The sequence below is a fragment of the Allobosea sp. 05T422_2 genome (assembly GCF_056396265.1).
The window spans coordinates 1-20,557 of the sequence record NZ_JBFTLD010000107.1 but is presented as its reverse complement, the minus strand read 5'-3'; the positions used below and the strand labels follow the sequence as shown (position 1 = coordinate 20,557).

Below are 20,557 nucleotides of genomic sequence, written 5' to 3'. Positions count from 1 at the left end.
GCCCGCCGGCATCGTCCCGGGGCTCGATTGAATGAACATTGCAAGGGATAGGGAATCCGGCGGCTTTGCCTGCGATCTCGGCTGCAATTTGCAAAACCTCTAAAAACACGTCAAAGGAAGCGCCATATGCGCCGGCCCCGCCGCGCCCCTTCCTGATCCAGTGTCCGAGCTTGTCGCCGATGAACGCCGTCGCGCCGAAGATTTCTTTCGTCTCCCTGGGCTGTCCCAAGGCCCTCGTCGATTCCGAACGCATCATCACCTCGCTGCGCTCGGAAGGCTATGAGCTCAGCAAGAGCCATGCGGGCGCTGACCTCGTCATCGTCAATACCTGCGGCTTCCTCGACAGCGCCAAGGCGGAGTCGCTGGAGGCGATCGGCTCAGCCATGGCCGAGAACGGCAAGGTCATCGTCACCGGCTGCATGGGCGCCGAGCCCGAGCAGATCCGCGACGCCTTCCCGAACGTGCTGGCGATCACCGGTCCCCAGGCCTATGAGAGCGTCGTCTCGGCCGTGCATCAGGCGGTGCCGCCCAGGCACGATCCTTTTGTCGACCTGGTGCCGGACCAGGGCATCAAGCTCACGCCGAGGCACTACGCCTATCTCAAGATTTCAGAGGGTTGCAACAATCGCTGCAGCTTCTGCATTATCCCGAAGCTGCGCGGGGACCTGGTCTCGCGACCGATCGGCGATGTGCTGCGCGAGGCCGAGAAACTGGTCAAGGCTGGCGTCAAGGAACTGCTGGTCATCTCCCAGGACACCAGTGCCTATGGCCTCGATGTCAAATACRCCCCCTCGCTCTGGAAGGATCGCGAGGTCCGCACGCGCTTCTTCGAGCTGGCGCGGGAACTCGGCCAGATGGGGGTCTGGGTGCGGATGCACTATGTCTATCCCTATCCGCATGTCGACGAGGTCATCCCGCTGATGCAGGAAGGGCTGATTCTGCCCTATCTCGATATTCCCTTTCAGCACGCATCTCCCAGCGTTCTCAAGGCGATGAAGCGCCCGGCTCATCAGGACCGCACGCTCGACCGCCTGCGCAAATGGCGCGAGATCTGTCCCGATCTCGCCATCCGCTCAACCTTCATCGTCGGCTTCCCCGGCGAGACGGAAGAGGATGTCCAGTTCCTGCTCGACTGGCTGAGGGAAGCAAAGCTCGAGCGCGTCGGCTGCTTCAAATACGAGCCGGTCAAGGGTGCGCCTGCCAATGATCTCGGCCTGCCGCTGATCCCGGAGGACGAGAAGGAAGCGCGCTGGCATCGTTTCATGAAGGCGCAGGCCGAAATCAGTACCCGGATCGTCAAGAGCCGGGTCGGCAAGCGCATTCAGGTGATCATCGACGAGGCGGGCCCGACGGTCGCCAAGGGCCGCTCCAAATGGGATGCGCCCGAGATCGACGGCAATGTCTATGTTGCGAGCCGCCGGCCGCTCCGGGCCGGCGAGATCGTGACGGTGAAGATCGAGCGGGCCGACGCCTACGATCTGCACGGAATCGCGGTCTGATCGGGCCTGTCCACTTTCGCAAGGGCGCGCATGATCTGGTCGCCGCGCCCGCGATAGAGGAAGACCTCGCTACCCCAAGGCAGGTCTGTTGGAACGCGACGGCAGGCGCCGTGACGGAGGCGGCTCGCTGCAGACATGATCGATCCGGTTGGCGCCCCCGCCACGGAGCGCGACTGCGCGGGTGAGGCGTGCCTTCCCCCCAGGGAATTCGCGCAGCAGCTGAAACACGGACCGAGCGCTTCCRCCTGCTGCGCCCTTGCCGCTCCGACCGCCATCGTCGCCGCCATGCCCGCTGCCGTTCTGCTGCGACATTGCGACCGTCGAGATGGTTAGAGAGGCCAAGAACAGACCAGTGAAACGAAGTGTCCGGTTCATGACATGCTCCCGAATGAGGATCAGCGTCCGCTGGCCCTCATTGGTCGCGTCGTCTCCGCAGCAGGTTCACAGGCGTCGGAACGATGATCGGCCCTGCTCTCAGATAGCCGGCTTTCGCCGGGCTGAACCGAGGCGCCCGAGCCACCAGCCAAATCTCTGCGCGAGCATGGCCAGCGCCACCGCATAGCCGATCAGGGCGAAGATCCAGCTCATGGTCGTGAGACTGAGCGCGCCCAGCACCAGCGCCGAACGTCCGAGCACCTTCAGGACCGCACGGGTGGTGGACCCCTTGGCGGCGCTCAGCCGTGCCGCGCGCCCAATATCGCCGGCCTCGTCTGCAACCGCGAGAACCTGGCGCAGACCGGCCTGGCCGGTCCGGGCATAGACTGCGCCGGCATCCTGCCCAAGCGTTGCCAGGCGCGTCATTGCCRCCGGCCGCACGATCGCAGCCGAGGATGCGCGGGCTGCTGCCAGGTCGAAGCGCGCAGCAGCGGAGAGACTGGCTGTCAGAGCCGGACGATCGACGGCTCCCGCGGCCATGCGCGTGAGATTGGCCGTCAGCTTTGGCGACAGCATGCCTGCCTTCGCCGTTGCCTTGACGACGCTGAGACCACCGCGTGCCGGCAGGCCGCTGCCGAGGCTCGCCCATGTCGCAACGCTCAGAGCGAGCCCGCCAGCGGCCAGTACCAGGACGACATGATCTGTTGCCTCGCCGCGGAGCAGCTTCTGGCCTTCACCGGCGAGGTCCCGCAGGTCGCCGACGCCGACAACGTCGCTGACCACCGCGCCGGCGAAGCCGGCATTGCTCGCGCGTTCGCCCGACAGGAAACCGGAGCCGAAATCCCTGAGTGCGCGCGTCGACGCCTCGTCCTTCAAGCGCGCGAGGCGCTCGCGCTGATCCTCCGTGACAACGAGGCGATGCTCGGCGGCCAGATCGACAAAGCTGCCGGCAAGGTCGGTGTCGCCAGCGGCAATCGCGGCATCGATCTCGTCTGCGATGCGCCCGGACGCAAGCACGCCCTGCAGGCGCAGGTCCGACAGGGCGACGGGGTCACTGGCCGCCACCTGCAACTGCAGGCCATTCCATCCGCGCGGCAGCACCAATATGCCCGCGCCGATCAGCGCCGGCACGACACATAGTGCCCGAATCGCGTTCTTCATCTTGCCCAGCCACCCATCCTGCCGCCCCCGGCGGCAGGAGATCTAGGCAACAATCTGGGCGAGATTGCTGCGACGAGGCGGCGAACGCTACGGAATGAGGACCGTCGAGCCCGTCGTGCCGCGGCTCTCCAGCGTGCGATGTGCCTCGGCTGCATCCTTCATCGGGAAGGTCGCGTTCACCGGTATCGTGACCTTGCCCGAGGTGACGGCGCCGAACAGGTTCTTCGCCATCTCGACCATCGTTTCGYGCTTTGCGGTGTGGGAGTTCAGTGTCGGACGGGTGACGTAGAGCGAGCCCTTTGCAGCCAGGATGCCGAGATTGAACGCTTCGACCGCGCMCGACGCATTGCCGAAGCTCGCAAGCACGCCAAAGGGCTTGAGCGAGTCGAGCGAGGCCATGAACGTGTCCTTGCCGACGCCGTCATAGACCACGTCGCAGAGCTTTCCGCCGGTGATGTCCTTGACCCGCGCCGCGACATTCTCGTCACGGTAGAGAATGACCTCGTCGGCACCATGCGCCTTGGCGAGCTCGGCCTTGTCCCTGGAGCCTGCGGTGCCGATCACGGTCGCGCCGAGCGCCTTGCCCCACTGGCACAGAATCAGGCCGGTGCCGCCAGCGGCAGCATGCACAAGGATCGTGTCGCCCGGCTTCACCTTGTAGGTCCGGTGCAGCAGATATTCGGCGGTCAGGCCCTTCAGCATCATGCTGGCCGCAGCCTCAAAGGAGATCGCAGCCGGCAGAGCCACCGTCGATGCCGCCGCCACGATGCGCTCCTCGGCATAGGCTCCGAGCGTCGCAACGCAGGCGACGCGGTCGCCCGGCTTGAACTCGGTGACATCGGGGCCGACGGCAAGGACGTCACCGGCCGACTCGTTGCCCAGCACGAAGGGCAGCTTGGGGGCCGCGTAAAGGCCCGATCGAAAATAGGTATCGATGAAGTTGAGGCCGATCGCGCGGTTCCTCACCAGCAGCTCGCCTGGCCCGGGCGCCGGCAACGCAACGTCCTCGTATTTCAGAACCTCGGGTCCGCCGGTCTGGTGAACGCGTATCGCCTTGACCATTGACATTGCTCCATCACGTGAAGGCCGGACCATAGGGACTTGCATCGCATCAACGCAACGGCCGGACTGCTGGGCGGGTCGGCGCCCAACGCCGGGTCGGCAGATGATGGTGCGGGATCGGGGCGCGGCATGAACGCTTCCGTCCTTCGTCAGGGCCCATTTCACGCAGTCTCTGTGCGGGGCTGCGACGCAGCGCGGACTGGCCAGACGCCTTCGGGTCGGCTAGCCAAATGCCATGACTTCGCGTGCTACGCTCCCGCATTCTGATCAGGCCGAGATCGCCATCATTGGCGCCGGCGCCGTTGGGCTGGCCGCCGCGCTCGCTTGTGCGGCAGATGGCTGGCAGGTCACCGTATTCGGCCGCCCGGTCGCCCCGCGAGACGGTCGCACCGTGGCGCTGCTCGACGGCTCCTGGCGGATGCTCGCCGAGCTCGGCCTGCTCCCGGCCCTCGACGGCAAGGCTGCTCCGCTCGCGGTGATGCGCCTTGTCGATGACACCGGCAGCCTGTTCCGGCAGCCACCGGTCGAGTTCTACGCGTCCGAACTCGGGCTCGACGCTTTCGGCTGGAATGTCGAGAATGCCGATCTCGTTGCGGCGCTGGCCGAGCATGTCCAGGCCAACCCGAACATCCGGAGCGTGCCCCATATGGTTTCGGCGATCGAAGCCCAAGATGATGCGGTCAGGATCTCCGGAGCCGAGTTCGAGCCCTTCTGCGCCCGGCTGGTGATCGGCGCCGATGGTCGCCAATCCCGCGTGCGGGACGCTGCCGGTATCACCACCAGGGACTGGCGCTATCCGCAGATCGCCTTGACGGCGATCCTCGGCCATCGCCGCGACCATCGCGAGACCTCGACGGAATTCCACACGCGCAGCGGCCCCTGCACGCTAGTTCCCCTGCCCGGCCACCGCTCTTCGCTGGTCTGGATGCTCGAGCCGAGAGAGGCCGAGCGGATCGCCGCGCTGGACGATGCCACGTTCGCCCGCAGCGTCGAGAGGCAGACGCATTCCCTGCTCGGGGCCATGACCGTCGAGGGGGCGCGTGGGCGCGTTCCCATGGGCGGCCTCTCGGTAACACGTTTCGGGGCGAACCGGATGGCATTGATCGGGGAAGCGGCCCATGTCTTCCCGCCGATCGGCGCTCAGGGGCTCAATCTCGGTTTGCGCGACGTCGCAGCCCTGCGTCGCGTCCTGCATGACGCCGAAGACCCGGGCAGCGACGCGGTGATTGCCGCCTATGATTCGGCGCGGCAGACGGATGTACGGCTGCGTACCGGTGCGGTCGATGCGCTGAACCGGACCTTGCTGACCGACCTGCTCCCCGCCGACCTAATGCGTGGCGCCGGCCTGCTCGCGCTCTCGCAGATCGGGCCGTTGCGCCGGATCGTCATGCGCCAGGGCCTGGCTGGCGGCATGGCCAACTGAGCGGCCCGCGATCAGTCGCCCCTGTCGGGTTCTGTCTGCAGCAACTCCTGATCACCACCGCTCGACGGCACGCGCAGCAGTGCGGGCGCGTGCTCCCGGAAAACCGGGGCCAGTGGCAAGGGGGTCGAGACAAGGCGCCTGCCTCCCGGCTCCTCCGCCTGGTTGTCGAGCTGGCCGCGCGCAGTCAGGTGCGGGTCGGCCAGCGCCTCCTCGAGGCTGCGCACGACCGTGCAGCAGCAATCGCGCGGCTCGAGATAGCTCCGCCAGTACGACGCCGGTTCCGATGCGATGATGGAGGCGATCGCGGAGCGCGTCGCCTCCGGATTCATCCGATCATCGCTCAAGCCGGGATCGAGCGAGATCGCCTCGCAAAAGACCTCCCAGAATTTCTGCTCCAGGGCTCCAACCGCGAGAAACCAGCCATCGCCGGTGGCATAGAGCCCGTAGCGCGGGCTTCCCCCGGTCAGGAGCCCCTCGCCGCCTTCCGGCCAGTTTCCCGTCACCTGCCCTTGGGCAAGGCTGTACCAGGTGAAGGTCGGCATAGCGTCGCTCATCGCGATGTCGAGATGGCAGCCTCGACCGGTGCGCTCGCGCTGGCGCAGCGCCAGCAGAATGTTGAGCGCCGCCGGCATCGCCCCGCCTGCGATATCGGCAACGAGCGTCGGCGGCAGCGGCGGAGGCTCGCCACGCTTCAGCGATTGCCCGAGCAGCCCGCCGATCGCCTGGTAATTGATATCGTGCCCGGCATCCTGGGAGCGCGGCCCGGTCTGGCCATAGCCGCTGATCGAGCAATAGATCAGCCGGGGATTGATCATGTGGAGGGCTTCGAAACCGAGACCGAGCCGCTCCATCACGCCAGGGCGGAACTGTTCGATCAGGATGTCGGCGCGCTCGACCAGAGGGCGCAGCAATTCGGCGGAATCGGAGGATTTCAGGTCGATCTCGATGCTCTTCTTGCCGCGGTTGAGCGCAGCGAATGGAGCCGAGGTCTCGCCGAAGCGCGGTGGGAAGCGGCGGAGGTCCTCACCACCCGGCCGCTCGATCCGGATGATCTCGGCACCCGCCTCGGCCAGAAACAGGCTCGCGAGCGGGCCCGGCAGCAAAGTCGAGAAATCCAGAACCAGAAGGTCGTCGAGCGGCAGCATCGCGATCCCGGGGATTGGACGGGCGCAGGGCAGCCGTCAGGGAAACAGGTCTGCCGCCATCCTGCCCGTCTTCACCAGCCACAGGAAGCCCGTCAGCGTCACCATCGAGACGATGGTGCCGACGAGGATGCAGGCCGAGGCGCGCTCGACGCCGACCTTGTACTGCGTCGAGATCACGAAGATGTTCAGGGCCGGCGGCAGCGYCGCCATGATCACCGCCGCATAGACCCAGGGGTCGGCGAAATTTCCGAGCGCCGAGAGCAGCACCCAGACCAGCAGCGGGTGGAGGACGAGCTTGACCGCGACCAGGGCCGGCACTTCCGCGGGCATCGACCTCATCGGCCGCAGCGCCACCGTGACGCCGAGCAGGAACAGCGCGCAGGGAGCCGCCGCCTGCGACAGCCAGAGCGTCATCTTGTCGAGCGCAGTCGGCAATTCGAGCTTGGTGTAGCTCGCGATCACGCCGGCCAGGGTCGCGAGATTGAAGGGGTGCGTCACCACCTTCCAGAGCACCTCGCCGGCTGTCGCGAGAAAGCCCTTCTTCTCGACGCCGGCCAGGGCCATCAGGAAGGGCACCAGCGAGAACAGCAGAATATTGTCGAAGACAAAGATCAGCGCCACCGGCGCGCTCGCGACCGGCCCGAGCGCGGCCAGGATCAACGGTGGGCCCATATAGCCGATATTCGAGTAGGAGCCGGCGACCGCCTGCATCACCGCCTGGGGCATATGCCCGTGCGTGGATTTCAAGCCGATGAGGAAGGAGAGCGAGAAGACGCAGAAGGTGGCGAGCGTCGTGGCGCCGACAAAGCCCCAGTTCGAGAGCTCGCTCAGCGGCTTGTCGGCAATCAGGCGGTAGAACAGCGCCGGGAGGGCGATGTAGATCAGGAAGTACTGCATCCACGCCAGCCCCTCTTCCGGGAGCCGCTTGTAGCGCCCGACAGCGAAGCCAAGGACGATCAGGCCGAAGAACGGCGCGACCAGATTGAACAGGCTGGCAAGTTCGGCCATACGCGCTGGAACCTCGGGCGGGTGCACCTCCCGGGTAACAGGCAGGCGCATCGCGGCGGTGTAGCGGGTCGAGGGCCAACGGCAAAGCCGCGCAGCGCATCGCTCGCAGCCCGGCAATGCAACAGGCATGAATGCCTAGGAATATTGTCTGACGCGCGCGCTGGAATTTCATCCTAGGCTATCATTCTCAGTTCGACGCCCGGCGCGCTGCGAAAGCCCAATGGACGGGCGCTGCATGGTCCGGCACATTCGCTGCAACGCACCATGGAGCCCACCATGCCAACCAAGACGCCGCGCCAGTTCTTCCGCCCGCTCGCCATCGGCGCGCCGGAGCCCTTGCGGGAGCTGCCGCTGAAACTGGAGCGCATKATCCATTTCGTGCCGMCACATCTTGAAAAGATCCGCGCCAAGGTCGGGGAACTCGCCGGTCAGGTCGATATCGTGCTCGGCAATCTCGAGGATGCGATCCCGGTCGACGCCAAGACGGCTGCGCGCGACGGATTCATCATGATGGCCAAGTCCGTCGATTTCGGCGCGACCGGCCTATGGACGCGGGTCAACGCCCTGAACTCGCCCTGGTTTCTCGATGATATCAGCACGATCATGTCCGAGGTCGGCGGCAAGCTCGATGTCGTAATGGTGCCAAAGGTCGAGGGGCCCTGGGACATCCATTATGTCGATCAGCTGCTCGCCCAGTTCGAAGCGCGGCATCAGCTCCGCAAGCCGATCCTGATCCATGCCATTCTTGAAACAGCCGAAGGCGTGAAGAATGTCGAGGCCATCGCCACGGCCTCCCCCCGCATGCACGGCATGAGCCTTGGCCCAGCCGATCTGGCCGCTTCGCGCGCCATGAAGACGACGCGCGTCGGCGGCGGGCACCCCGAGTACAAGGTGATCGCCGACCCCTCCCCCGAAGGCGGCGCTCGCGCCGTCGCTCAGCAGGATCTCTGGCATTATACGCTGGCGAAGATGGTCGACGCCTGCGCGTCGGCCGGGTTGAAGCCCTTTTACGGCCCTTTCGGCGACTTCTCGGATGCAGCCGCCTGCGAAGCCCAGTTCCGCAACGCCTTCCTGCTCGGTTGCGCCGGCGCCTGGACCTTGCATCCCTCGCAGATCGAGATCGCCAAGCGCGTCTTCAGCCCGGATCCCGGAGAGGTCGCGTTCGCCCGACGCATCCTGGAAGCCATGCCCGACGGCTCGGGCGCGGTCATGATCGACGGCAAGATGCAGGACGACGCCACCTGGAAACAGGCCAAGGTCATCGTCGATCTGGCCCACCAGGTTGCCGCTCGCGATCCGGCTCTCGCCGAGCGCTATGGATTGCCGCCGAACTAGCGACTTTCAGCCGTTGATCTTGACCTATTTGCGACGCAATCCTACCGCATGCGCGAGATGGCKACGTTAGCCGGCAGTATGAGAGCCTGCCGGCTTGAGGACGGATCAAGGCGAGACATGGAAGCGCGTTCAGCGAAATTCCGGATCGGGCAGGTGGTGAAACACCGTGTCTATCCGTTCCGAGGGGTGATTTTCGACGTCGACCCCACCTTCTCCAATACGGAGGAATGGTGGCTGGCGATCCCGGAGAACCTGCGCCCGTCGAAGGACCAACCATTCTACCATCTCTTCGCGGAGAACGAGGAGACGGAATATGTCGCCTATGTTTCCGAGCAAAATCTCGTGATCGACGAATCCGGCCGGCCGATCCGCCATCCGCAGGCCAAGGAGTTCTTCAGGCGCGACCGCAAGGGCCGCTATCTCATCGACAAGGCCGACCTGAACTGATCCCGCCGCCCGACGCCATTGGAGTGCCCGCCCGAAAAGTGGGTTCCGGCTCTCGGGAAAGCTGATGCAAACGCAGAAGGCCCATGAAAAAGGCCGGCCCCGAGGGGCCGGCCTTTTCTGTTTGTGCGAACGGCAACCCGATCAGGGCTTGGGAGCAGCCGGAGCGCCGGGAGCGGGAGCCGCGCCGGGAGCCGCCGGAGCGCCCGGAGCCGCATTGGCTCCGCCGCCGCCAAGACGCTGGCGCAGCTCTTCCTGGCGCTTGGACAATTCGTCCTGCAGTTGCTTCTGCTGTTCTTCCAGCACCTTCGGGTCGATCGGGGCGCCATCGAAGCCCTTGCCGAAATCGGCAAGCGGAATCGAGAAGGTCACCTCGCGGCCGGTCTGATTCTGCACGCTGATATTGAGCGTATTGCCCTTCTTCATCGCGTTGATGACATCGTCCTTCACCTGCGCCTCGGCGAAGCAGCCGTTCGGGAAGCAGATGGCGTAACGGCCGGGCACCGGCTGCGCCGCGTCTACGCCGAAGCGGACACCAGGCTGCAGCATCAGGCCGAGCGGCATCAGGAAGCGCACAATCCGGGTCGCGTCGCCCTTGACGTCATAGACGGCAACCGCAAGCACCGGCTGGCCCTGATCCGAGACGAAATCGCGCGTCGTGTAGCAGATTTCCTTGTTGGCGGCCTGATCCTTGCCGCAAACCTTGGTCCAGCTGGTCTGAGACGGCTCCGGCTTGACCTGAACGACGGTGGGACCACCCTGCTGAGCTTGTCCGGCCGGCGGCTGCGCGGGCTGCTGCTGAGCCGGTGGCTGGGCCGGGCGCTGGGCGGGACGCTGCTGCTGAGCGAAGGCGGCGACCGGGCTGAGGCCGATCACGGCGCTCATGGCCAGGCCGAACGCTCGGGCGGACAGGCGCTGAGACGGGCTGAACGAAGCGGTCATATGGTTTTCCTTACCAGGCGAATCTCGAAACACGACTTCGCAAGCCGCGCGCATCATTGTCGACGGGCTCAATCGCTTACGCGCGCCAGCCCCTGGAAGGCCGTGCACATCGGTTGCGATTGCGGCGTTTGAATGACACCTCGCGCTGCGTTTAGCGAGTTCTGCTGCAGGTTTCCAGTCTGAACAGCTTACGTGACGGCCGGCAAGCCGTGTTATTCTTGCCGCTGGGAATCAGGTCAGGCAATGGGTTCATATCTTGCGCCGGCTGCAGCGATTGGCGTTGCGGTACGGCATATCTTCGCAATTCTTGCCGCCGTTCTGGCGGCGGGCGCGGTTGCGCGCGCCGAATCGCCATCGGTCGATCATGCCATCGCCATGCATGGCGAGCCCGCCCTGGCGAAGGGCTTTGCGCATTTGCCCTATGCCGATCCGGCCGCTCCCAAGGGGGGGCGAATCATTTTTGGCCTGCAGGGCACCTTCGACAGCCTGAATCCGCTCGTGGTGCTCGGCGTCGCCCCGGACGCCGTGCCCCGCTATGTGCAGCAGAGCTTGCTCTTCCGCTCGGCTGACGAGCCCTTCACGTCCTATGGCCTGCTGGCGAGCAAGATCGAGCTCAATGACGACCGCACGCGGCTCGCCTTCGAGATCGATCCGCGGGCCACCTTTTCGGATGGCCAGCCAGTCACTGCCGAAGATGTGCGCTTCACCTTCGACATGCTGAGGACCAAGGGCAAGCCGTTCCACCGCTCCAGTCTCGGGCGCGTGACCAAGGTCGCAGTGCCCACGCTGCGCCGGATCGAGTTCGAGCTCGGCGACGGCTCCAATCGCGAATTGCCGCTGGTGATCGGCGCCATGCCGATCTTCGCCAAGCACGCGACCAATGCGGAAACCTTCGCAGAGACCAGCTTCAAGCCCGCTCTCGGCTCCGGTCCCTATCTCGTGAGTGACGTGAAGCCGGGCGAGGCACTGACCTTGAAGCGCCGCAGCGGCTTCTGGGCCGAGGATCATCCGCTGACCCGCGGTCTCTTCAATGCCGACGAGATCCGCTACGATTTCTATCGAGACGCCAATACGCTCTTCGAAGCGTTCAAGGCCGGCCTCTACGATATCCGTCTCGAAGGGGACCCGACACGCTGGATGACGGGCTATGATGTTCCCGCCGTGCGCGATGGCCGCATCGTCCGGGAGGCGCTGCGCTTCGAGGCGCCGAAGGGCATGACGGGCTTCGTCTTCAACACGCGCCGCACGGTCTTCGCCGATGTCAGGGTGCGCGAGGCGCTCGGCATCCTGTTCGACTTCGAATGGGCCAACCGCAATCTGTTCCATGGCGTCTATCGACGGGCCGGCAGCTTCTTCGCGGATTCGGAGCTCTCCGCGCTCGGAGTGGCGGCGGATGCGCGCGAGAAGGCACTGCTCGCAGGCTTCCCCGGGGCCGTCCGGGAGGACGTTCTCGCGGGAACCTGGATGCCCTCGGCGACCGACGGTTCCGGCCGTGACCGCGATCAGGCGCGCAAGGCGCTCGATCTGCTGCAGAGCGCTGGTTACGCACTTCAGGACGGCGTGCTGCGCCAGAGCAAGAACGGCGAGGCGCTGAGCTTCGAGATCACCGTCACCAGCCGGCCGCAGGAGCGGCTTGCGCTGAACTATGCGAAGTCGCTGACCAGGCTCGGCATCGCCGTCACGGTCAGGTTGATCGACGACGTGCAGTATTGGCGCCGCCTTTCCACCTTCGATTTCGACATGATCCAGTGGACATGGCCGGCCTCGGCCTCTCCCGGCAACGAGCAGGTCRGGCGCTGGGATTCGAGCAATGCCGAGCGCAAGGGCTCGTTGAACTATGCAGGCGTGAAATCGCCGGCCGTCGACGCGGTATTGAAAACGCTGCTCTCCGCCCGCGAACGCGCCGATTTCKTTGCCTCGGTGCGCACGCTCGACCGGCTGCTGATCTCCGGGTTCTATGTCGTGCCGCTCTATTATTTGCCCGAGACCTGGCTCGCTCGTTCACGCGATGTCGTGCTGCCGGCCCGCAGGCCGGCCTATTTCCTGTCCACCGAAGTTCTGGCCCGCGTCCCGGCGCCGCCCGCTCCGGCGAACTGAAGGATCGTCGATGCGGGCTGACTACGACGACGCTGCTGCCCTGCTAGACGGCCTCGATCTCGATACTTTGCTGAAGGCCCTGGTGCGCAGCCGCGGCTACGAGGCGGCGCTGCGCGATCCCCCCGGACGCCGCAGCTGGAGCGACGAGCAGCCGCGCTCCCTCAGTTTCGTGGACCTGGACGACCGGGTTTCGCGCCTCGCCGGGCTTCTGAGCACCAATCATGCCCAGCCCGGCGCGAGCGTCGCGATCCTTGCACCGCTGGGGCCCGAGGCACTGGTTTCCATTCTGGCCGCCTTGCGCTCCGGCCTCTCGCCGCTGATGTTGCCGCTGCACGCCAATGAGCTGGATCTGCTCCGGTTGATCGAGGCATCGGGGGCGGTGATGGCCCTCGGCGCCGGCCGCATCGGGCACGTTCGCCCATTGCTGATGCTGCGGACACTTGCCATGCGTGCCTTCGGAACGCGCTTCGTCGGCGGTTTCGGCCGTGACATTCCCGACGGCGTCGCTCCGCTCGATACCCTGATTGCGAATGGCGTGCGCCACCCCCTGCCGGAATCGACGGAACGCCCGGCCCTCCAGGTCGTCGACAGCAGGAGCTTTGCGGGACCGCAGGCCATCTCGGAACGCGCATTGCTGAGCAAGGCGCTGGAGATTTCGCGCCTGCTGAAACCGCTGGCCTCGTCACGGATCATCACCACGCTGGTCGGCGGGGACCTCGCCGCGCTCGCCTCCGGGCCCGGTATGGCGATCCTGACAGGTGTCGAGCTGCTGCCGCTTGGCCTGTTCAGCCTCGGCGACCTGCATGCCTGCCTCGAAGGAKGCAGAAAGGCACATCTGGTGCTTCCCGGCGCCATGGAGCCAGCCTTGGCACGTTCGAAACTGGCGAGCCACCCTGCCCTCGCCAGCCTGGTCTTCGTGCAACGGCCAGGCGAGACGCGCGCCTATCCGGCCATCGATCGCCCCGACCTCGCGATTGTCGATGTCGATGTACGCTCGGCGACCGAGGTCGATGTCAGCAGGCGTTAGGTCCCCGGACCCGGTATCGCATCGGGCCCGATGATCGAACCCTCTTTCCGGCCGATGCCTTAGCCCGCCGCGACCTCGTGCTCGCGGCCGAGCAGGCGGGCGAGCTGCTTCAGCCGCCCGGTGACCCGTTCGCTCGACAGCGCCTTGAGGTCTGCCGGGAAGCGCAGCACGAGCCGGCGGTCGACGCAGGTCAGCGAAATGCGGGTCAGGATATCGGGCATGCCCGCCGAAAGCAGATAGGCCACGCGGAACGTCGCCGCGAGCAGCAGCGCGCGTTCGAGCTGCCGGGGTGTCAGGAGGCGCCGCAGCTCGGATGCCACCGGCGTGTCGCTCTTGGCGCCGGCATAGCGATGGAACACGGCGAGCGCCAGGAAGGCGCGGCCGGGGTGATCCACGCCGTTGAAGGCGGCATGGGCAATGACATTGAGGCTCTGCTCGCCGCGATAGTCCGGATGGGCGCGCCAGCCGATATCCGAGAGCAGGCAGGCGACGTCCTGCAAGCGGCGGCTTGCCGCATCCTCATGCATGCCAGCGCTGGCGAAGAGCTTTGCGACCCAGGCAATCAGGTCGATCGCATGCCGCGGGTCGCGGGCCCTGAGCTGGTTGTAGTCCTGTGCCCCCTGAAGCAGCGGATCGATCCTGCGCTCCTCGTCGGGGAGCTGTTCGTGCAACAGTCCCTCGCGGACACCGTTGGCCGAAATCACAACAGACCTGGGACGGCCGCGCTTGATCAACTGGTCGAGCACCAGTGCGCCATAGGCCAGGAGCGGCCGGCGCGCCGAGGACACTGCTTCGATCGATTCCAGCACGGCGCTGTCGGCCCGCTCGACCAGCTTGGCGAATTCCGTCACGTCCCGCGCCGGCACGGTGTAGGCGTGCATCACGCTCAGCGGATAGACCGACTGGCGCTGATGCAACGTTGCGAGCGCACGCCAGGTGCCACCGACGGCGTAGAAATCGCGTCCGCGCATCGCGGCGAGCTGCGGCAGGTTGTCGAGTGCCTCGCGGACGATCTTCTCGGCGAGCTTGACCGAGCCTTTCGAGCGGTCGAGCAGCGCCAGCACGCCAATCGGCAGGCTGGCCCCCTCGCCCACCCGGTCGTTGTCGACGGCGGCAAGCTCAAGCGAGCCGCCGCCAAGGTCGCCGACGACGCCACGCGGTGCGTCAAAGCCCGAGATCACGCCGAGAGCCGACAAATAGGCTTCACGCCCCCCGGAGATCAGCTCGATCGGCTGGCCGATCGCCCGCTCGGCAAGCGCAATGAACGCAGGTCCATTGGCGGCGTCGCGTGCCGCAGCCGTCGCGATGACCCGGATATCGCGGACATGCATCGCCTCGCAGAGAATGCGGAAGCGCACGAGCGCGCCAAGCGCCTTCTCGATGGCGTCATCGGCAAGCCGCCCGGTTGTCGCGACCTGACGGCCGAGGCCGGCCATCTCCTTCTCGTTGAAGACCTGCGCCGGCGAACGCGACAGCATCTCGTAGACGACGAGACGCACCGAGTTCGAGCCGATATCGACGATGGCGAGCGTCTCGCCGAGGCTCAGCCGCCCCGGGATCAACGCCGGGTCAAGCCTTTCTGCCGGTCCGGCGCGCAAGGCTGCGGGGGCTTGAATTGGAGAGCGATTTTCCACGTCCGGACAAACTCGGATTGGTCATGAAATATTTGTGGGCGTTGAACGACTCGTCGCTCGGCGGCGGGACAATGCGTCTTGAGCCACCATCGGGCAAGATGGTCCAGCTTTGCTCGTTGTCGAGGAAATTCGCCAGCATGATCTGCTCCAGCAATTGCTGGTGCACCGTCGGATTCTGGATCGGGGTTAATGCCTCGACGCGCCGATCGAGATTCCGCGGCATCAGATCGGCCGAGGAAATATAGAGCTTGGCCTTGGCCGAGGGCAGGCCGAAGCCGGCGCCGAAGGCATAGATCCGGGTGTGCTCGAGGAAGCGTCCGACAATCGACTTGACCCGGATGTTCTCCGACAGCCCCGGAATTCCGGGTCTCAGGCAGCAGATGCCGCGCACGACGAAGTCGATCTCCACACCGGCCTGGCTCGCATCATAGAGCGCGTCGATGATCTCGGGGTCGACCAGCGAGTTGCACTTGCCCCAGATCGCACCCTTGCGGCCTGCCTTCACATGGGCAATCTCCTCGGCGATGTCGGACAGCAGGCGCTGTTTCAGCCCCACCGGTGAGACGGACATCTGCTCCAGCTCGGCCGGCTCCGCATAGCCGGTGATGAAGTTGAAGACGCGCGCGACGTCCTGCCCCATCACCGGATCGGCGGTGAAGAAGGAGACGTCGGTGTAGATGCGCGCCGTGATCGGGTGATAATTGCCGGTCGCGATATGGCAGTAGCTGACGAGTTGGCCGGCCTCGCGCCGCACCACCATCGAGAGCTTGGCGTGGGTCTTCAGCTCGATGAAGCCATAGACGACCTGCACGCCCGCGCGCTCCAGATCCTTGGCCCAGCGAATATTCGCCTCCTCGTCGAAGCGCGCCTTGAKCTCGACCAGGGCCGTCACCGACTTGCCCGCCTCGGCAGCCTCGGCCAGCGCCCTGACGATCGGCGAGTTCGATGAGGTGCGGTAGAGCGTCTGCTTGATGGCGACGACGTTGGGGTCATGCGCCGCCTGCTGCAGGAACTGCACGACGACGTCGAAGCTTTCATAGGGGTGGTGGACGAGCAGGTCCTTCTGGCGGATCGCGGCGAAGCAATCGCCGCCATGCTCGCGAATGCGCTCGGGGAAGCGGGCGTTGTACGGCTTGAACTTGAGGTCCGGCCGGTCGACGCCGACCAGCTGCGAGAGCTCGTTCAGCCCGATCATACCATCGACCTGGACGATCTCGTCGGGATCGACCTTCAGTTCGCGCACGATCAGCCGGTGCAGATGCGGCGGCATGCCGTCGCTGACCTCGAGACGGATGACGACGCCACGGCGGCGCTGCTTCAGCATCGTCTCGAAGACGCGGACCAGATCCTCGGCCTCCTCCTCGATATCGAGGTCGGAGTCGCGAATGACGCGAAACGAGCCGGTTCCCTTGACGTCGTAGCCAGGGAAGAGCTTGCCGATGAAGAGCGAGACGGTGTCTTCCAGCGTGATGAAGCGGTGCACGCCGTCGCGTGCCAGATCGGGCAGCTCGATGAAGCGGTCGATCTTCCCGGGAACCCGGATCAGCGCGTCGAGCTGCCGGCCATCGCTGATCCGCTCCAGCGCCAGCGCCAGCGTGAAGCCAAGGTTGGGGATGAAGGGAAAGGGATGCGCCGGGTCGATCGCCAATGGCGTCAGCACGGGGAAGACGAGATGGAGGAAGTGGTCCTCGAGCCAGGTGCGGTGCTGCGCACCGATGTCCTTCGGCCCCAGCAGCACGATCCGATTATCGTCCAGCTCGCGCTTGAGTTCGACCCAGCGCGCCTGCTGGTCGGCGGTAAGATCGGCCGTCGCCTTGGCGATTTCGATCAGCTGCTCGGCCGGGGTCAATCCATCCTGGCTGGGCGTGACGACACCCGCCTTGAGCTGCTCGCGCAGGCCCGAGACGCGGACCATGAAGAACTCGTCGAGATTATTGGCAGAGATCGAGAGGAAGCGGAGCTGCTCCAGCAGAGGATGGTTGCGGTTCGACGCCTCCTCCATCACCCGACGGTTGAACTGCAGCCAGGACAGCTCGCGATTGACGAAGCGGGCCGGCGAATGGCGCAGACCGATGGGACCGACCTGAGGCGCGATGTCCGCGGCCTTCACGTTTGTCGGTTCGATATTCATGAGTTTCGCCCTCGTCTCGAACGCAAGCCGGGCCGAGATCGCCCGCCTGTCAAACTTGAAGCCATCCTAGCGTGACGCTTCGATGACGGGCGAGTGCTATTCCTGCGTTGCCTCGAACCAATTGCCTTCCCACGTGGTTTCCTTGCCATGCTGCGGCGAGTGGCCTACTTGCGCGGCGCCGGCTCGTCCTGTTTGGTGCCGCTGGACATGCGGCCCGTGCCGCACCGAAGCGGCGAATCCGCGCGAACCCCACAGAGAGCATTCTTGAGCGACAGCACTGCCCCTCATGATGATGGCGACATCGTCTACCCATCCGCCGTTCCCTTCGTGCTGGCGCATCTCGCCTGTTTCGGGGCGCTCTGGAGCGGTGTGACCTGGACCTCGGTCTGGCTCGCGATCGGGCTGTACTGGTTGCGGATGTTCGCGATMACCGGTGGCTATCACCGCTATTTCTCACATCGCTCCTACAAGACCAGCCGCTTCGGGCAGTTCCTGCTCGCGCTGCTGGCCCAATCGACGGCGCAGAAGAGCGTGCTCTGGTGGGCCTCCAAGCACCGTCACCATCATCGCTATGCCGATACCGAGCATGACGTGCATTCGCCGGTCATGACATCCTTCGCCTATTCGCATGTCGGCTGGATCTTCAGCCGCGATCACAGCACCTTCGACGATTCAACGATTCAGGACCTGACGAAGTTCCCCGAATTGCGCCTTTTGCACCGTTTCGAGCTGGCGCCCGCGATCCTGCTTGCCGGCCTCTGCTTCGCGATCGGCGGCTGGGCCGGCCTGATCGTTGGCTTCTTCTGGTCGACGGTTGCGGTCTATCACGCGACATTCTGCATCAACTCGCTCGCGCATGTGCATGGCGACAAGGACTATGTGACCGGCGACGAGAGCCGCAACAACTGGTGGCTGGCGATCATCACCATGGGCGAAGGCTGGCACAACAACCACCACGCCTATCAGTACAGCGTGCGTMAGGGCTTCCGCTGGTGGCAGTGGGACCCGACCTATTACGTGATCCTCGGTCTCTCGAAGATCGGCGCGGTCTGGGACCTGAAGGCGCCGCCGMAGGCCGTCGTCGATCGTTCGCAGGCCCTGCCGCCGCGCGTCATCGAACGCTCTGCCGAGCGGCTTGCGGCTTCGGTGCCGCTGGACCGCGTCGTCAGCGCCTTCCGGGAAGCCTATGCGGCGAGCCCTGCCCTGTCGGAGCTGCATCTGCCGACGATGACGCTCGCCGATTTGCGCGAAGCGCTCGCCGAACTGCAGCAACGTGCGGGTGACCGGCTGGCCGAAATGCAGCAGCAGGCCCAGGACGCCGTTGCGCAATGGCATCTGCCGGTCCTGCCGAGCCGCGAGGAGCTCAGCGAGAAGGCGGCCGCGATGTTCGTGCGGACGCCCTCGCTCGACGCGATCGCAGCCCGTGCGCATGAACTTCTGATCGAGGCCATGCATGCACGCCTCGTTGGGCCGTCGGCCAAGTCGGCTTCGGAAGGCGCGGCCTGAACGTTCGATTCAGGACGCGTCCGCAGCCCGGACATAGACGAACGCCTCGGTCCCGGATCTGAGCCACACCGCAATCCGGCGCTAATCCGAGACCTCGTAGGAATCGGCCGCGGCGAGCTCCGCGGCTGTGATGTTGAAGACGGTTCCGGCCACTTCGTCGGCAGGATTGCCGGACCGGGTCACGATCGGATGATGCGTCTCGCGGCTGGTGGCGATCACCTCCGGATCGGTGATCTCGACCATTGTGCGGGCGAAGCCGACAAGGGCGTCGTCACGGCCTTCGAGCTCTCGGCCGAATGTGGCGAGCTGGACGTTCCTCTGGCGCAATGTGCCGTAGGAAAACAGCCGGATCTCACGTCCGTCGGCCATACCGCTCTCCTTCCAACCTGCCTGGCTGCGCTGCCTGTTCAGTTCGCATCATCCGGAAAGAGGTCCGCCAGGACCTCGCCGGCCAGGGCGCGCGTGACGCGCCGCCCGCGTTCCAGCGAAAGCCTGTCGAGCGCGTCGACCAGTGCACGCGCCGCGGCAAACGAGCGCTCCATCCGCAGCGTCAGCGCTTCGATGATGCCGGCATCGACGATGAGCTGCCGGTCGATGAAGAGCTTGACCAGCAGCGCCCGCAGCAGCGCATCGTCCGGCGGCGCGATCGTCGCATGGGGCGCCAGCCGCAGGCGCGACAACAGGTCGGGAATACGTACGCCCCATTGATCGGGAGCTGCGCGTGCGGTCAGCAGCAGCGAGCCGCGCTTCGCCTTGATCGCGTTCAAGAGGTGGAACAGGGCGGCTTCGTCGCGAGGCCCTCTGTCGCAATCCTCGACGACGAGCGCCCCTCCGGAGATCAGGTGCGGCACGTTCTCCTCGGTCACCTCGGAGACGGGCATGACCCAGGCATGGGCCGCCTTGGCCCAGATCGCCGCGAGATGGGTCTTTCCCGCCCCTTCCGGGCCAACCAGGCGCAGCCAGGCCTCGGGCCAGTGCGGCCAGGCCTCGATCATCCCATAGGCGGCTTCGTTGGACGGGCCGATCAGGAAATCCTCGACGCCGTGGCGGCTGTCGACGGGCAGGTCGAAGGCGAGCTGACGCGGGCGGCTTGTATGGTCAGACATCGGCTCCGAGACGCTTGCGGGCTTCGGCGGACTTCGAAACATCGCCGCCATGATAGATGTTGCTCGCCAGATACTGCCGAAGCGCGAAACGGCTCAAGACCCCGATGACTGCCGCCAAGGGAACCGCAAGCAGGAGCCCGACGAAGCCGAAGAGAGAGCCGAAGGCAAGCAGCGCGAACATCAGCCAGACCGGATGCACGCCGATCGAGTCGCCGACGAGCTTCGGCTGCAGGATGTTGCCTTCGATGAACTGACCGGCGGCAAAGACGCCGAGCGTCACCAACGGCCAAGTCCACTCCGGCCAGAACTGCACGATCGCGACGCCGACCGACAGCACGAGGCCCGTCAGCGAGCCGACATAGGGGATGAAGGAGAGGAAGCCGCTGATGATGCCGATGAGCGCGCCGAAGTTGACGCCGACGATGCTCAATCCGACGGCATAGAAGGTCCCGAGCAGGATGCAGAGCAGCGCCTGGCCGCGCAGGAAGCCGGCGATCGCCTTATCMATCTCGCTCAGCAGGCCGCGGATGGTGTCGCGATGGTCGAGCGGCAACCAGCTGTCGACGGTCGCGCACATGCGGTCCCAGTCGACCAGCAGATAGAAGGCGATGACGGGGGTCAGAACCAGCAGCGAGAACACGCCGATGATCGCGGTCCCCCCG

At 65.6% G+C, this 20,557-nt stretch carries 17 protein-coding genes; 7 read left to right on the top strand and 10 right to left on the bottom strand.

What is annotated here, in order from left to right:
- Window positions 1-179 precede the first annotated feature (179 nt).
- Window positions 180-1,499: a 30S ribosomal protein S12 methylthiotransferase RimO gene (rimO, locus tag AC1DJT_RS18995; RefSeq protein WP_476834647.1), complete on the top strand. Its 1,320-nt coding sequence runs from the start codon at window positions 180-182 to the stop codon at window positions 1,497-1,499.
- A 474-nt stretch (window positions 1,500-1,973) separates the two neighbouring features.
- Here the strand turns inward: rimO and AC1DJT_RS18990 are convergent, their stop codons facing one another.
- Both AC1DJT_RS18990 and AC1DJT_RS18985 read right to left on the bottom strand, forming a co-directional pair.
- Window positions 1,974-3,035 (bottom strand): hypothetical protein, encoded by a 1,062-nt coding sequence (locus AC1DJT_RS18990; protein ID WP_476834646.1) that lies wholly within the window; start codon window positions 3,033-3,035, stop codon window positions 1,974-1,976.
- Window positions 3,036-3,122: 87 nt separating this feature from the next.
- Complete coding sequence (locus tag AC1DJT_RS18985; RefSeq protein ID WP_476834645.1) at window positions 3,123-4,097, bottom strand: quinone oxidoreductase family protein; 975 nt, start codon at window positions 4,095-4,097, stop codon at window positions 3,123-3,125.
- Window positions 4,098-4,332: 235 nt separating this feature from the next.
- Here AC1DJT_RS18985 and AC1DJT_RS18980 point away from each other — a divergent pair, with 235 nt between their 5' ends.
- Window positions 4,333-5,520, top strand: coding sequence for a UbiH/UbiF family hydroxylase (locus AC1DJT_RS18980; protein WP_441507654.1), 1,188 nt, complete (start codon window positions 4,333-4,335; stop codon window positions 5,518-5,520).
- 11 nt (window positions 5,521-5,531) lie between these two features.
- On the opposite strand, the gene AC1DJT_RS18975 is transcribed toward AC1DJT_RS18980, so the two are convergent.
- Together AC1DJT_RS18975 and AC1DJT_RS18970 are read right to left on the bottom strand one after the other, a co-directional pair.
- Window positions 5,532-6,665 (bottom strand): CaiB/BaiF CoA transferase family protein, encoded by a 1,134-nt coding sequence (locus AC1DJT_RS18975; RefSeq protein WP_441507653.1) that lies wholly within the window; start codon window positions 6,663-6,665, stop codon window positions 5,532-5,534.
- 36 nt (window positions 6,666-6,701) lie between these two features.
- Complete coding sequence (locus AC1DJT_RS18970; protein ID WP_476834644.1) at window positions 6,702-7,673, bottom strand: AEC family transporter; 972 nt, start codon at window positions 7,671-7,673, stop codon at window positions 6,702-6,704.
- A 276-nt stretch (window positions 7,674-7,949) separates the two neighbouring features.
- On the opposite strand from AC1DJT_RS18970, the gene AC1DJT_RS18965 reads away from it, so the two are divergent.
- Both AC1DJT_RS18965 and hspQ read left to right on the top strand, forming a co-directional pair.
- Window positions 7,950-9,008 carry an HpcH/HpaI aldolase/citrate lyase family protein gene (locus AC1DJT_RS18965; protein WP_476834643.1) on the top strand — a complete coding sequence of 353 codons (1,059 nt, stop codon included), beginning with the start codon at window positions 7,950-7,952 and terminating at the stop codon, window positions 9,006-9,008.
- 117 nt (window positions 9,009-9,125) lie between these two features.
- Complete coding sequence (hspQ, locus tag AC1DJT_RS18960; protein ID WP_043242591.1) at window positions 9,126-9,455, top strand: heat shock protein HspQ; 330 nt, start codon at window positions 9,126-9,128, stop codon at window positions 9,453-9,455.
- A 141-nt stretch (window positions 9,456-9,596) separates the two neighbouring features.
- Here the strand turns inward: hspQ and AC1DJT_RS18955 are convergent, their stop codons facing one another.
- A complete protein-coding gene (locus tag AC1DJT_RS18955) occupies window positions 9,597-10,394 on the bottom strand; it encodes an invasion associated locus B family protein (protein WP_441491711.1) in 798 nt (265 codons plus the stop codon).
- A 243-nt stretch (window positions 10,395-10,637) separates the two neighbouring features.
- Here AC1DJT_RS18955 and AC1DJT_RS18950 point away from each other — a divergent pair, with 243 nt between their 5' ends.
- Together AC1DJT_RS18950 and AC1DJT_RS18945 are read left to right on the top strand one after the other, a co-directional pair.
- Window positions 10,638-12,491: an extracellular solute-binding protein gene (locus tag AC1DJT_RS18950; protein WP_476834642.1), complete on the top strand. Its 1,854-nt coding sequence runs from the start codon at window positions 10,638-10,640 to the stop codon at window positions 12,489-12,491.
- 10 nt (window positions 12,492-12,501) lie between these two features.
- Window positions 12,502-13,518 (top strand): AMP-binding protein, encoded by a 1,017-nt coding sequence (locus AC1DJT_RS18945; protein WP_476834641.1) that lies wholly within the window; start codon window positions 12,502-12,504, stop codon window positions 13,516-13,518.
- Between the two features lie 59 nt (window positions 13,519-13,577).
- Here the strand turns inward: AC1DJT_RS18945 and ppx are convergent, their stop codons facing one another.
- Both ppx and AC1DJT_RS18935 read right to left on the bottom strand, forming a co-directional pair.
- The gene (gene ppx / locus AC1DJT_RS18940; protein WP_441491714.1) at window positions 13,578-15,080 is read right to left on the bottom strand and encodes an exopolyphosphatase; all 1,503 of its coding nucleotides are present in this window, start codon (window positions 15,078-15,080) and stop codon (window positions 13,578-13,580) included.
- A gap of 7 nt (window positions 15,081-15,087) precedes the next feature.
- Window positions 15,088-17,283, bottom strand: a complete 2,196-nt coding sequence (locus tag AC1DJT_RS18935) for an RNA degradosome polyphosphate kinase (protein WP_476834640.1) — start codon at window positions 17,281-17,283, stop codon at window positions 15,088-15,090.
- A 264-nt stretch (window positions 17,284-17,547) separates the two neighbouring features.
- Between AC1DJT_RS18935 and AC1DJT_RS18930 the strand changes: the two genes are divergently transcribed.
- Window positions 17,548-18,789 carry an acyl-CoA desaturase gene (locus AC1DJT_RS18930; protein ID WP_476834639.1) on the top strand — a complete coding sequence of 414 codons (1,242 nt, stop codon included), beginning with the start codon at window positions 17,548-17,550 and terminating at the stop codon, window positions 18,787-18,789.
- A gap of 81 nt (window positions 18,790-18,870) precedes the next feature.
- On the opposite strand, the gene AC1DJT_RS18925 is transcribed toward AC1DJT_RS18930, so the two are convergent.
- The 3 genes from AC1DJT_RS18925 to AC1DJT_RS18915 all read right to left on the bottom strand — a co-directional run.
- Window positions 18,871-19,158: a gamma-glutamylcyclotransferase family protein gene (locus tag AC1DJT_RS18925; protein ID WP_476768665.1), complete on the bottom strand. Its 288-nt coding sequence runs from the start codon at window positions 19,156-19,158 to the stop codon at window positions 18,871-18,873.
- A 38-nt stretch (window positions 19,159-19,196) separates the two neighbouring features.
- Window positions 19,197-19,895, bottom strand: a complete 699-nt coding sequence (locus AC1DJT_RS18920; protein ID WP_476768664.1) for a P-loop NTPase family protein — start codon at window positions 19,893-19,895, stop codon at window positions 19,197-19,199.
- Window positions 19,888-20,557, bottom strand: a 670-nt coding sequence (locus tag AC1DJT_RS18915; RefSeq protein WP_476834638.1) for an AI-2E family transporter, incomplete at its 5' end; no start/stop codon positions are given. The genes AC1DJT_RS18915 and AC1DJT_RS18920, both read right to left, overlap by 8 nt.

What these genes read in the sequence shown, in the direction of transcription:
- AC1DJT_RS18980 (WP_441507654.1), top strand. Translation starts at nt 4,333, where the DNA reads ATGACTTCGCGTGCTACGCTCCCGCATTCTGATCAGGCCGAGATCGCC.
- AC1DJT_RS18920 (WP_476768664.1), bottom strand. Translation starts at nt 19,895, where the DNA reads ATGTCTGACCATACAAGCCGCCCGCGTCAGCTCGCCTTCGACCTGCCC.
- hspQ (WP_043242591.1), top strand. Translation starts at nt 9,126, where the DNA reads ATGGAAGCGCGTTCAGCGAAATTCCGGATCGGGCAGGTGGTGAAACAC.
- AC1DJT_RS18925 (WP_476768665.1), bottom strand. Translation starts at nt 19,158, where the DNA reads ATGGCCGACGGACGTGAGATCCGGCTGTTTTCCTACGGCACATTGCGC.
- AC1DJT_RS18955 (WP_441491711.1), bottom strand. Translation starts at nt 10,394, where the DNA reads ATGACCGCTTCGTTCAGCCCGTCTCAGCGCCTGTCCGCCCGAGCGTTC.
- AC1DJT_RS18975 (WP_441507653.1), bottom strand. Translation starts at nt 6,665, where the DNA reads ATGCTGCCGCTCGACGACCTTCTGGTTCTGGATTTCTCGACTTTGCTG.